The organism is Bacillus sp. M5A3_1b (assembly GCF_053345335.1).
The window spans coordinates 620,374-634,325 of the sequence record NZ_JBKEZY010000002.1; the positions used below are offsets into that span (position 1 = coordinate 620,374).

The 13,952-nt window shown below is 35.5% G+C and carries 10 protein-coding genes; 2 read left to right on the forward strand and 8 right to left on the reverse strand.

Translation table 11 applies throughout. The features are described 5' to 3' along the window. Nucleotides 1–106 precede the first annotated feature (106 nt). The gene (locus ACLBWW_RS09445; protein WP_098124495.1) at nucleotides 107–475 is read left to right on the forward strand and encodes a DUF5412 family protein; all 369 of its coding nucleotides are present in this window, start codon (nucleotides 107–109) and stop codon (nucleotides 473–475) included. Nucleotides 476–508: 33 nt separating this feature from the next. Here the strand turns inward: ACLBWW_RS09445 and ACLBWW_RS09450 are convergent, their stop codons facing one another. Next, nucleotides 509–1,615, reverse strand: coding sequence for a metallophosphoesterase (locus tag ACLBWW_RS09450; RefSeq protein WP_447614007.1), 1,107 nt, complete (start codon nucleotides 1,613–1,615; stop codon nucleotides 509–511). 146 nt (nucleotides 1,616–1,761) lie between these two features. Further along, nucleotides 1,762–2,679 carry an alpha/beta hydrolase gene (locus ACLBWW_RS09455; RefSeq protein ID WP_447614008.1) on the reverse strand — a complete coding sequence of 306 codons (918 nt, stop codon included), beginning with the start codon at nucleotides 2,677–2,679 and terminating at the stop codon, nucleotides 1,762–1,764. A gap of 168 nt (nucleotides 2,680–2,847) precedes the next feature. Between ACLBWW_RS09455 and ACLBWW_RS09460 the strand changes: the two genes are divergently transcribed. Further along, a complete protein-coding gene (locus tag ACLBWW_RS09460; RefSeq protein WP_098136734.1) occupies nucleotides 2,848–3,393 on the forward strand; it encodes a TetR/AcrR family transcriptional regulator in 546 nt (181 codons plus the stop codon). 54 nt (nucleotides 3,394–3,447) lie between these two features. On the opposite strand, the gene ACLBWW_RS09465 is transcribed toward ACLBWW_RS09460, so the two are convergent. The 6 genes from ACLBWW_RS09465 to ACLBWW_RS09490 form a co-directional block, all read right to left on the reverse strand. Next, on the reverse strand, nucleotides 3,448–4,296 hold the full coding sequence (locus ACLBWW_RS09465; protein ID WP_447614009.1) for a hypothetical protein: 849 nt from the start codon (nucleotides 4,294–4,296) through the stop codon (nucleotides 3,448–3,450). 108 nt (nucleotides 4,297–4,404) lie between these two features. Further along, nucleotides 4,405–5,007, reverse strand: coding sequence for a hypothetical protein (locus ACLBWW_RS09470; RefSeq protein ID WP_098068677.1), 603 nt, complete (start codon nucleotides 5,005–5,007; stop codon nucleotides 4,405–4,407). Between the two features lie 106 nt (nucleotides 5,008–5,113). Then, nucleotides 5,114–5,638 carry a hypothetical protein gene (locus tag ACLBWW_RS09475; RefSeq protein ID WP_098068676.1) on the reverse strand — a complete coding sequence of 175 codons (525 nt, stop codon included), beginning with the start codon at nucleotides 5,636–5,638 and terminating at the stop codon, nucleotides 5,114–5,116. A gap of 126 nt (nucleotides 5,639–5,764) precedes the next feature. Continuing rightward, the gene (locus ACLBWW_RS09480; RefSeq protein ID WP_223265739.1) at nucleotides 5,765–6,376 is read right to left on the reverse strand and encodes an Imm26 family immunity protein; all 612 of its coding nucleotides are present in this window, start codon (nucleotides 6,374–6,376) and stop codon (nucleotides 5,765–5,767) included. Nucleotides 6,377–6,746: 370 nt separating this feature from the next. Next, nucleotides 6,747–7,214, reverse strand: coding sequence for a hypothetical protein (locus ACLBWW_RS09485; protein WP_098633784.1), 468 nt, complete (start codon nucleotides 7,212–7,214; stop codon nucleotides 6,747–6,749). A 4-nt stretch (nucleotides 7,215–7,218) separates the two neighbouring features. After that, complete coding sequence (locus ACLBWW_RS09490; RefSeq protein WP_447614010.1) at nucleotides 7,219–13,812, reverse strand: DNRLRE domain-containing protein; 6,594 nt, start codon at nucleotides 13,810–13,812, stop codon at nucleotides 7,219–7,221. Between the last annotated feature and the right edge of the window lie 140 nt (nucleotides 13,813–13,952).

Consider the following 13,952-nt stretch of genomic DNA (forward strand, 5'->3'; position numbering starts at 1 on the left):
CTAGAAATAGAAACGGACATATTCCGGTGAGGAAAAGGAGAACATTGCCAGTTTTATTCCTTTTTGCTTTAATACATATATAGCCATTAAGGGAAAGAGGGGAAACATGAAAAAGATTTTCTTCACCATTCTATTCATCATGATTGTATTCATTAGTTTAGGATATTGGAAATTCTTCACTTTATCTGGGCTTTCAGGCGGTGAAAAGATTCAATCCATACACTCACCAGATAAAACATATACTTTGCATATATACAGGCATAATGGCGGCGCAACGACTAACTTTGCTATAAGAGGAGAGCTTGTAGCAAATAATAAAAAATTTATGAACAAGAAAAATATATACTGGAATTATCGTGAAGAAGATGCAACTGTACAATGGTTAGACGATCATACAGTAATGATTAATAATCATAAATTACATGTAGAGACGGACACGTATGATTTTAGAAAAAATGAAAGAGAAAAGGACTGACATTTATCAGTCAGCCCTTTTCTCTTTATCCCACTATTCAAACGTAACTTCCACCTGCACAATCTCAGATCTACTTCCCAGTCTTAATGGTGGTCCCCAGAATCCGAAACCAGAAGAAACAATCGCGTGGAATGCACCTTTTTGTGCGTATCCCCAGTCTAGTTCGTACATTCTTCTCGTTACAATATGATTCGGCGCCATTTGTCCGCGGTGCGTGTGGCCGGATAGTAGTAAATCGACGCCAGCCTCCGCTGCTTGTTTCAACTCGAATGGTTGATGATCCATTGCGATAACTGGCATCGTTTTATCTACCGTACTCATTAGATTTTCAAAGCTTTGACGATCTCGCTCTGTTTTATCTCTTCTTCCGACGAGGTAAAATTGATCTTCAATTGTAATCACTTCATCTAACAGAATACGAATATCAATCTTATCCATCTCTTGTAAAAATTCAGGAACTGCTCGTCCATAATATTCGTGGTTTCCTAACACACCATATACGCCTAATGGAGCTTTCATTTGTTTCATAATTGGTCCCATATTTTTTTGAATGAACACACCTGGATGGTCATCGATAATATCACCTGGCAGTAAAATAATATCAGGCTCCATCTCATTTACATGACGGACAAGTCTTTTTAAATGCGAAACGCCAGATAATTTACCGAAATGCATATCTGAAGCCATCGCAATGCGTAACCTTTTACGTCTCTCTACTTTTTTCGGTATGTGCACCTCATATTTTCTAACTACTGGGCTATATGCGTTGAATACTCCATACGCAAAAATAAAGATGAACGCAAGTAACACGGCCGTTCCTGTCCAAATAATTGCCGTCTCTTTCTCCACCCCAAACTGTAGAAGGAAAACTGTAATATCAGCAAGTGGCAATAACATAAGCGCGTATTGTATGACCGCAAACCAAATTGAACCGACTGTTCGTAGGAATGGAAGGAACTTAAACACTTGCACGAGAATGTACGCATATGAAATAAATCCGACTACGAAAGCGTAATATCCCCAAGACTCCCAGCCGAATACGGCATGAAGCCAAACCCAGCCGTTCCAGCCAATGTAAAACATAAGTAGTGTGTATATAATTAATATCGTAAATATATTGAGATAACGAAGATTCTTCACAACTAGCCTCCTTATTGATTTCTTCTATTATATCTTGTTATGCACTTTTAACGTAAATATTAAGCACAGCAATCTTCACAATAAAAACCTCTAACTGCTAGATGCAAACCTAACAATTAGAGGTGCAATTCAAAACAAAATTACTTTTACAGATTTTCATTATAGAAACTTGTTAATTTTTCAACTGCAATTTTTACTGGTTCTGGTTGGTCATATAAATCGTAATGACTCGCACCTTCCACAACAAGTAAATCTTTTTTCTCTGAAGCTGCTTTCTCATACAGCTCATGACCATCTTTATAAGAACCGAATGCACCTTGCTTACTGCCGACAATAATTTGTAACGGCTGTGTTAATAATGTATCTGCTAAATGGAACGCATCAAAGCCAATTACCGATCCCATGCTCGTAAAGTTTAACTTATTTGGAGAGTTAACACTTTGCCCTCGCGGTGTTGTATAGTACTCAACTGCTTCTACAATATCTATATCCGTCATACCTGCTGTCTTTAATTCCTCCTCATTTTTAGGAATCCAGTTTGTAATCATTGCCTCTGCTCCGCGCGCTTCAGCAGTACGTTGTTTACCAATCGCCTCTAACACCCCAATCGGATCCGCTTCACGGTTTAATCGGCCAATATTTGCACCAACAACTGTGCCAACTGCTTTAATGCGGCGCTCCGTCATCGCAGCATTTACCGCATAACCTCCTCCTGCACAAACACCTAACACACCGATACGTTCTTCATCTACATAAGGAAGAGTAGTTACATAATCTACCGCTGAGCGAATATCTTCAATGCGCACAGCCGGTTCTTCCATATATCTCGGTGCACCTTCACTTTCACCTTGATACGATGCATCAAACGCAAGCGTTACATAACCTTGTTCTGCTAATTTCTCTGCATATAATCCTGCTGTTTGATCTTTACAGCTACTACCTGGATGAACACAAACAATCGCTGCATTTTGTTTCTTTTCCTCAGCACCTACAGGAATATTTAAAATACCTGCAACTTGTAATCCTCTTGCATAAAAACGTACATTTCTCTTCGTAACTGCCATATATAAAACCACCCTTACTTTATTTTTAATTTACACTTGTGAGAGTTAATACTCACGTGTATATTTATAATAAAGCGAACAACTACTTGTTTCAATGACCACATTTACGCATTTGGGTGATAATACACACATAATGAAATATGTGTATCAATAACGGAGGAACACCATATGGAGAAAATCGATAGAAGAATTATAAAATCACAAAACGCCATTCAATCCGCATTTATCGAAATGTTAATTGAAGATGGCTTTGATGAAATTACAGTAAAAAACATTACAGAAAAAGCAAACATCGGAAGAAAAACTTTCTACCTACACTACCTAGATAAATACAATTTATTAGACAAAATTGTAGACGATCATTTAAATCTATTAAGAGAAATATGCGATATAAAACAAACAAAAGGCTATATAGAAGGAACTGTCATATGGTTTGAATACTTCAAAGAACATAAACCATTTTTCGCGGCGTTATTTAAAAGTAACAGCACATTATCATTTCAAAAAAAATTATTAACTTTCATCATGGGCGAAATAGAGAAAAAGTTAAACACAAACACATCAATAAATAAAAACATCGATAAAAACATCATTTTAAAGTTTTTAGGAACGGCTGTAATGGGCATTTTGGAATCTTACGTGTTGGATGAGATTGATAATGATGTTGAGTATGTTGCAACGCAGGTTGGGGAATTGATGAAGAGAAATATATAAAGGTTATGAAAAAGTGCACCCAGATTGTTGGGTGCACTTTTTATATTTATCACCTCACATATTAATTGCATCAATATAATACAGCGTATCGTCCGTCTGAAAATATATAACAGATCCGCGGCTATAATAAGTAACAAATTGAATCGGTTCTCCACGTTCATTACGAAGATTCATATCATGCACATAATTATTATTTAAATCATACACTACTAACTTTTTATCTTGCGTAATGAATACTACTTTATCTTGAGCAACTGCAAAACTTTCCGACCGTATTTCCTTAATTACAGTTATTTCATTCCAAGACATATGAATTTTTTTATCTTTCATTTGAACTAAAGGAAATTCTGAATAATAATAGAGCCAAACGTCTCCATCTATAACGTTCATTGCATAACAATCATCTATAGGCGGAATATCGTACTTATCAACAAATAAATCATAATCATTAAATACTATGTTCCCTTGAGAATCAAAAGCAACTATACCATTTACTCCAATTGGGTACTCTCCGAAACCCCCTTCATCACAATAACTAACCCATATATCTTCATTCACATCAACCTGACAATCTTGAATCCCTTCTCCGGCATAAAACTTACAATATTCACTTCCATCTGCATTATCAATAACTGCATTATCACCTTCATAATTAAATATAAGCAACCACCTCTCTCCGATTCGTTGCATACATTGAACAGATTCAACATCAATATCCAAATTTAAATTGAAACTTTTTATATGTAAATTATTTTTATCCAGATAAATTATACAAGGCTGATCCGTATCATTTTGTACGAGTAACATTACCTTTTGTTTATAATCCAAACTCATTTTTTTAAACTGATACGCTTCAACAATGGACTTAAAACTTTTTAACTCTTTACATACGATATCTTTCATATAGATGAAAATCCTCTCATTGATTCTAAATATAAAAGTTGTAAAAAATGCACCCGAAAGTTCGAGTGCATTTTCATTCTCAACGTAAAAACTTCTGTAGCTTTTATTTTAATCCATAATCCATTCTTCCGCATAACAAACAAATACTTGCTTTTCCGAACGTAAAGATACTATATAATACTCATCTTCAAAATGCCCTACTATATACCCCTTTTCCCCCGCCAGTTCAATTGTTTCTTTATTAAAATATACTCTTGATCGATCAAATTTTATATGTTTTATAATACTCTCTAACTCATTTTCGTTTATTTCTTTTTCAGAGAAAAGAAACATGAGGCTCCCCTCCATACATACTGGGGAAATCACATCGAAAATATCAGTTGCAGGATCATAATGATTAATTAAAATTGTGCTCTTCACGGTCGATTTTTTCCAGTTTAGCTCTTTTAATTCTTTTTCCCAAATGTAATTTTGCACCTTTGTTAATTCTTCTTGAGTCCCGTCACAATTCACTAAAAGATACAAATGAAATTTCGACATCATTGTCTCCATAAATTGTTCCATCCTTGTATCAACATCAACTATATATCTATTAATTGTTGATAACAGATTCAAGATGTTATCATTTTCAAAATTATCATGTTCATCTAACACTAGAAAATATCCGTTATTTTCCGTTGCAGGTTTGTGTATTTCAATGTATGTGTCCATGTTTTCTCCTTAAAGATAATTTTTCACATCACCATGACATATATAAAGAGAGAAGAGCTTATACTCACCCTTCTCTCTAACAACTTTATCTTTCCTTACTCTGTCTCTATATTTCTAAATTGTTACTAACAATTGTTAATAATGCACCATCATATTGAATAAAAGCACACGCTGATGATGGGACTAATGTGATTTTAGGAACAAAACACTTCCCCATTACATACTCTATAACCCTATTTTGAGCTATTTTTTCAAATTCAATATGAACCTTTTCTCCAAAACAAATTATAGCTAACGTGTTTTCTATAGTTACACTATAAAATAAATTGATAATATAAAGTACTTCTTTCTTTCGTATAGACTCAAAAACAAAGAAAATATTATTCTTTCCAAAATCTAAAATCTTATAGAAAATATTTTTAGAATCGACTTCCTCTTTAAAATGTAATACTTCTGATTTACCTACATGTATAATGAATTGATGAATCCTCTGTTGAAAAATCAAATTCAAATTATCAATATTAAAATCATCATTACTATTTAAATCCGTTTCATATATATCAGTAAAATTATCCACCCGATATATATTACTATCTTCAATACACTGAACTCTTTTGAATTCAAAGTTCATCTTATCGTTCCCCTACATGTACAAATTCGCCATACAAATTTATTTCGCGATTTTCATAATAAAGATCAATACTCTCAGCTGGAGAAAATACATATTACTTTATAGTATGGATAAAAATTGCTATCCTCATTTATACTCGATTACAAAATTTCTATTAGCGGATATCTCTTCTACAAACTTTTGTTTCTCTTCTAACTTGTATTCCATGCAGAAATCTACTAAATGAGAAGTAGACCAAGTCACATTTCGAACTGGATTTCTCCTAGTGTTTTCGGTTATTTCTCCCATTATTTCCATTTCAAAAATAACCTTAAGAGTATAATCGTCAAATACCATTCCATTAAGCATCAAAGCTGTTAAAATGTTAGCATTATCGATATCCTCTTTAGTAGGCACTGTTTTCAAATGCAAATCAAATATAAAACATAAAGGAAACACGTCTTCCATCAATTCAACAATTTGTCCAAAGAAATATGTTTCATTTGGTAAAGGGATAGAAGATACATCCCCAACTTTCCATTTTTGTTTTTTAGGTCGTTTCCAAGATCCTATGAACTGCTCATACTCTCTTTGATTCGTAAATGTAAATTCTTCGTCTATAAGTTCATTCACTAAAATCGCAACTTGTAACAACGTCTTCCCATTAGTTGAATATATTTCTACACAATCGCTCTCTGAATCAAAACGGACTTTACCTTTTATTCCCGCTTCTTTAACTTGATTTCGTATAAAAACCATTGCATCATAATTTGTCTCTAAATCTAAAATCCGGTATAAACATACGAATTTTCCCGACCTGTAACGTATAATTTAATTTATTAAATTATACTGATTCCATTTATTCTCTCCTATAACACTCTAACTGTTTTTCATTTAAACCATTTTCTTCCAATAATAAAACCCTCTTATTGATTCTACACATAAAGGTTGTAAAAAAAATGCACCCCAAAATTCAATTTATATATAAAGAAAGAAGAGCCGGTACCAGCTCTCCTTCCTCCTCGACTGCTTCTACATCGATACGAAGTACCCAGCTCATGAAGATAATAGTTATTATATACATTTCTTTCAATCCAAAAGGATTTCCTTTCAAATTTCACTAACGCTTTTATAATTCATCTTCTACATAAAATTCCGCATTTTGAAAACTGCTTTTAAATCTCTCTATGCTATAGTTATCATCACTTGCAAACATTAAAATTGACGTATCAAAAAAACCAAACTCCATTACTGATCCTGGCAACGTTAAATTGTACTCATCTTTCCAATACTCTCTGTTTTCTGTGATAATTGGAGTTTCTGGAATATTTCCAAGGCATTTTTCATTTCCTTTCTCCACAGCAATCACTACTCCAAATATAAGTAACACTTCATACTCTTTCAAAAAGCTATAAAGATCTTCACCTGAAATATAAAATTTTTCTTGCTCAAATATGGTATCCATCACTTCAGATTCACCTTTAAATACATGCGGCACCATATCTGCAAATATCCAATCATACTTGCTCATATCCTCAAATATAAATGAAAGCATTTCGTTTATATATCCTATATCTTCTGCTAAATACAATCTCATAGTATCACCATTTCTTTTTTAATGGATACCACGCACTATGTGGTTTTTTCTTTTTCCAATTCCAATAATGTTTATGAGGAACTACAGGGTGTGCTTTAGGATTATCATGATCAGTATAATCTATATCTTTCCATGCTTTCCCTTTATGATCATAATACCGCTTTTGATATAGTTTTCCACGTTTAATATGATACGTTATACTATTTTTCCTTGCTCCTTGTGTCGGTAAATTTCTTTGATCAAATACTACCTTTCTCTTCGGTATCCCAATTTCCCCTTTATATTTCACCGTTCGCTTTACAGCACGCTTAGCCAATTGTTTACCAACAAAACGACCTACATGCGGAGCAGCAATTCTCGCCCCATGTACAGCGACTGGAATAAACCACGCTAAATGACCATCCGGATCAATCTTCATCACCGGATTATTATCCGCATAAGTATACCCATTCATCGTAACTGGATCATCTTCATCACCCGGATCAGGATCCACCGATAAGAACACACCATGATCTGGATTATAGTATCTCGCAATCAGATAATACATACCAATCTCTTTATCATACATGTATCCCGCATATCCAAATGGATTGTCTGCTGCGATACCTTTCGTATCACTCTTTAATACGTTACCCCATGCATCATATTCATACGTTGCTACAACTTCTCTATTTTGATCTGTCATCGCGACTACATCACCACGTGGGTTGTAGTGATAGTATAGCGTTTGACCTTGTGCTTTCATTGCCAAACGGGCGCCATCCATAGAGTATACATATTGGCGCAGTACAGTTCCACTTCCATCTGTTTCATACAATGGGTTAATACTATCTCCATCATAGAAATAACGTGTTACTTTTCCATTTATACTCTTTTCAATACGACGATTATCATCATCATACTTATACGTTGCGAATGCATTGCTTTCACCTTGTTTTGTGATAGCTACAAGTTGGTCAGTTTCATTCCATGTATACTTGTACTTTCCATCAGACGTACGATTTCCATTCGCATCATACGTTAACGATTCGTTTCCGAATTTTACAAGTTGATTTCCTTCATTAAATGTTGCCGCTATAGACTTTGTTTCTTTTCCATTCTCTACAACTTTCACACTTGTACGGTTTCCAAATCCATCATATGTGTATGATTTAGTTGTTCCGTTTGGTAGTGTCTCTTGTAGTAATTGATGAATTGGATCGTAAGCATAGCTTGTCTTTTCTACATTATTTCCAATCTTTCTCTCTATTGCGGTACGATTACTTGTTGCATCATACGTATACGATTCTTCTAAAATTCGATCTGAATCTTTTGTGCCAATTTGTAAGTTTGTCAGTTTTTTCGTATTGTCGTACGTAAACTGTGCCGCTGTATCATTCCCTGCTTGATAACGAGTCGTATTTCCAAATTCATCATATTCAAAGTGGTAGTCTCTTCCGCCATCTGTTACTTTTGTATTTTGATTTAAAGCGTCATACACATAACTTGTTGTATTATTATAGGAACCATGTTGTATCACTGTATCTTTTAATTTGTAAGACTTTGGATGATAGGACCATTTTACATTCCCACCGCGGTCTGACACGCTGACGATACGATTCCCCTCGTCATATGCTTTATCACGTGTTCCGCCATTGATATGATCGGTTACTTTTGTTTCATTTCCATTCTCATCATATCCAAATGAAAAGGCATCTTTTCCATTGCGCTTCGCTTTTGTTATACGGTTTGCTGCATCATATTCCCATTCTAACACGCCATTCGTTGGCAACAGCGTTTTTATTTTACTTGCATTCACATCATATTGATGTGTAATTTTACGCTGTAGTGCATCTTCGAATATAGTAAGCTTGTTATCTACATCATACTCAAAGATATTCTTTTGTGTTTTCCCACCAGCTGTGACAAGTTTCTCGGTTGTATTTCCGTTATCATCATAGCTGTAAGAAACAGATGTACCGTTTGCAAGCGTTGTTTTTGTTAATTGATTATCCGCATTATATGCATTTGTTTTCTTATTCCCTTTTTCATCTGTCGCGCTTGTTTGATTCCCATACGTATCATACGTAAAGGTATTTTTTCGATTCTCTTCATCATATGTTGCGGTTACAAAGTTTCCATCCGCATCATATTCTGTTTTTGTTAAATGATTTCCTTCCATGACACGAACATCATCAAACCATACTTTTCCTGCATTCACATGATCAAAGACAGTGTGAATCTGTAATTTTTGGATTGCTCCTAATTGTCCCGTTGGAACAACTACTGCACTTCGATTCCAATCTTTTGTACCGAGAGGAAATTTCGCATGGTACTCACGCCACTCACCATTTGCGTACTGTGCACGTACCCAAATCGCATACGAGTTATTTGGTTCTGCCCCGGTGGTACTCACCACATTTTGTGCTTTTGACATCGCTGTGATGGTTAAATCTTTCGGAATTACTTGCTGAATCTCTATTTCTTGACGATAGTGTACGTTTGGTTCTATGCTACTTTTTCTCTCAATGACAAGTGCTGTATCGCCACCAAAACCATCTTCTAAATGATCTTTCGGGAAATTATGCCACGTATGCCATCCTTCTAATTTATCACCATGATACTCAAAACTTGGATTTGGTACTGGATTGAACGTAGAAGATACAGATCCTTCTTCTAATTGGAAATTATCAAACCATGCGGTTCCTTTTCCTTCATTATTACCATGGTCGGTAAACGCTTCGATTTCTAACTCGCGTGTTTTATCAGATGTCTCAATTAGTATTTGCCTCTTCGTCCAATCTGTTGTGCCATTCACCTTACTATGGTAATTCGAGTTTACCTTCAAGTGATTTCCTTTTTCATCTCTCTGAATGACATGGAAGTACGCACCCGATTTTACCAGACTATTCGTTTTCACCCATCCACTCAGTGTATACGTTTTGTTTGGCTCAACTGCGACTTTCTGACTTGCAATTGTTGCGCCCCAATCATTATTAATTGCTTTCGTATCCATTCGTAAAGCTGATGTTTGTCCTAATTGTGGTACTCGCGTGGTACGATCGATCTCATTTTTACCGTCATCGTTCCAACCACGTAGTGTCCAATGCTTTCCGCCCTCTTCAAACCCAGGGTTTCGGATTAGATTTCCTCCTGTGGCCAGTTCCATACTTCCACGAATCGAATTTCCATACTTGTCATACTGCGTTACAGATGACGTCTTTGCTTGCGTATCTGTTTCAGATACCGCATTCGTTCCATTATAGGTAACAACTATTTCTTTATTCTCTGTATCAATCTCTTTTGTTACATCATTATTTTGATTATATTCATATTTCTCAGTACCAATTGCGTCTGTTGCTGATGTGACATTCCCTTTGCTATCATACGTGTAACTTTCTGATGCCCGTTTCCCTTGATCTTTCGGATCTGTTTTTTTAATTAACTTATTCCCTTCATATTCATAGGTCGTCGTTAATTTTAAGCCATCAGCATCTACAATCGTTTTTTCTGGATTTCCCGCAAAGTTATGTTGATACACATCTTTTACTTGTTTCGGATCTGTCACGATTACTTCTCTTGTTTCAGGCTTATAAGCAAGTTTTGTCGCTTTTCCTAATGGATCCGTCACACTTACAAATCTATTATTCTCATACGTATACGTTGTCTTATATGGCTTTTGCTCCGTATGTTTCGGATCGTACGTATAACGTAGCTTTCCATTTTCATAACCATATCGATATTTCTTTCCTCGAGGTGTTGTGACACCAATTAATTGACCATCTTTATATTCATACGTAACAGTACGATTCTCAGGACCAGTAATTTTTGATAAAAAACCTTCAGTATTATACTCTAATGCCAATTTACGATTCGAAGCATTGATAATTTCCAATAATCGATTATTTTCATAACGATACGTTAATGTATTACCATGTTCATCTTTTACTTTTGTTAATCGTCCTTGTTTGTTGTATTCAGATACTGTCTGATCTTTATCGGTAATCGTATAGCCATCATTCGTTTTCTTTATTTCTAAGAATACACCTGGCGGAGCCTTATACTTATTATCTCCTTCTTTTTCAAAACGATCGACTGCACGATCTTCATGAATTAAATGAAGATCCCCATTCGATTGTTCTTGTATGTTTTCATCAAAAGAGCTCGTCCATCCTGTTCCTAATACACCTTTTTCTGTGCTATTGCTATTATAAACACGATCAATACGTAAATCAGGACCACGACCAGACAAAACAAAGTCAGATTCATTGACAACAAAGTTCCCATTTGTCGCATTTACTTTTCCGGCAATTACATCTACTGATGCAATATAATCCTTTAGACCAAAAATGTCTGTTGGCTCTGCGATTTTAATGCCGTAGTCTGGCGAATATCCACTATCTCTATGACCAATATTGCTGTAGGATTGGATGTGAACCCAATATTTATCACTGCTAAATGTACCTGCATTTTGATAGACCGGAGATGGATTTAACGCTAGCTCTTCTCCTTTTCCATCTGTATGGAATTGATAACGTCCTTGTTTTAATTCCTCGGCCGTTGGATATATTTTCTTTCCTTGTGTTGACCAATTTGTTGTATTTCCTACATCAAATACTTCGTGGCTCTTACCGTTATAAAAAATGACACGATATCCTGTTGCACCAGGAATCTGATCCCAATTCAGCTCGATATAACCCGATTTACTTCCCATTACATTTGTAAACGTATGAGATTGTGGTTGCTTCGAGGTTTCTAATGGTAGAAATACTTTTTCTTCATCTGACTCCGGGCTTAGTTCATCATGTGGATACTCTGCAACTACCTTAATTTTATAAGCATGCTTATCATTACCCTGTTCTTTGTCTCCATTATTTTGATACATTTGTAAAGGACTTGTCGGAAGTTCTCCTCCTTGTCCATCGAAATGAAGCTCATTTCTTCCCTGATTTAAAGCATCGCGACTTGGCCATATTTTTTTATCTTTTGTAGACCATGACGTGATGTTCCCAACTTTATAGTAATTATAATCTTCCCCGTCAAAAATCCCTACGCGATACCCAGTTGCACCAGGAACCGTATCCCAATTGATACTCAAATGTCCTGTTCCACTACCTATACCATTAGAATGCGATGTAACACGTGGTTTATTTGGTTTCGGATACGAATACGTAATTTCTAAATGTGGTGCATAATACCCACCTTGATATGCCGCAATGAATTTTTTCCAATGCGTTTGGCCTTGTCCATTCGGGTGTAGCTTAAATCCATAGTTCGGTCGTTCGCCACTTGCCCAAGCTTTTACTGTATTCGTAACATTAAACTCTGCCCATTGCTGACGACCAACTTTTGTTACTCCGATTTCTTGAGACCAAGGTTTCGTCTCCCAGTTCATCGAAATATAATCCCAATCACCTTTTACTTCATCTAACCAGACTTCATTCGGATTATTACCATAATAGTGCCAAGATGCATATAAGCGAAACTTAGCATCATGAACGACTGCACCTTTCAAACTAGAAATCTCTGGCTTTGTATAGATAAAGTTATAACCTGTTTGATTATCAAAATAGCCAAACTTCAGCGTATGTGCTTTCTGTCCTTCATCCCAAAGTACCCACCTTGAATAGTTACTTTTTGGTTGTGCACTAGATACATACGCTTCCTGAAAACTTCCCATCGCAATGGATGGATCAATATAGACAGGATACTTTCTAGCAGGATCTTGTAACCATTTCGGATCTGCCGTAACCGTTACTTGATACGAATTATTTTCTTGTTTTTCTAATGTATAATGAACTTCTTCAGATTTTGGTGCCTCGTTTGATTCTGGATGTACATTCGAATCTGTCATGAACGGTTTTGGTAATATAAACACCTGCTTTTGTTGTTCGTCCATCATAACGATAGAACCATCTTGTTCTAACTTCGGTGTTAAATCTGTTTGAAGCTGAAACTTAAAACTATGATGACCTGTATATTGATGTAATACAACATCTTCTTTTACCTTGTCATTAAAGGTAATAGTACGCAAATCAATTTGCGGGAAAATACTTTTATACCAAATCTCGTTCTTGTCATACGTAGCTGTAGTAGGGGATGGTTGAAGTTCTCCTTTTTCCCCTTTCGCTCCAATTAGTTGATACGTTACTTTATGACCATCTACTTCAAACGTTGCATATTCTTTCTCTTCTAGTTTCTTTTGAAAGGTTGGCTGTAACTTTGTTGTTTTTGATTCAATCGTTTCTTGTGTCTTTGCGACAAGTTCTGGTTGAATGTCTTCTAATTTCCCATTCTTCTCTGTATGTATGGGCTCTGTGTACACTTTCTTTGTATACGTCCCATCCTTATTATCAAAGACTTTCTCATGTTCTGTCCGTTCTTCCACTACCTCAGTCGGCTTTGACTTATCTTGCTCTAGTTGATCTAGATGTGGAGTTGGTGATTCACTTCCCACATTCTTTTTCTCTTGCGGATTTTTTTCTGAATTTGGAGATGGTGTAAACGGTCGTGCTGTTTCCGCCAATCCATTCAGTGGTATAGAAGTAACAATTAATGCAACTACGATAAGTTGGATTAAGTACCTATACCAATTCTTCTTCACTTGCTTCTTCTCCATACATTCACCTCTGATTCGCATCGTTTAATTTTGTACAATAACGAATTTAATGAATTTTGGAATAAAACTCAATTAAAAAAAGGTAAAATTTTAAAGAAAAATGTCAATTCCAACTATTTAATGACGATTCTTCATTTTCT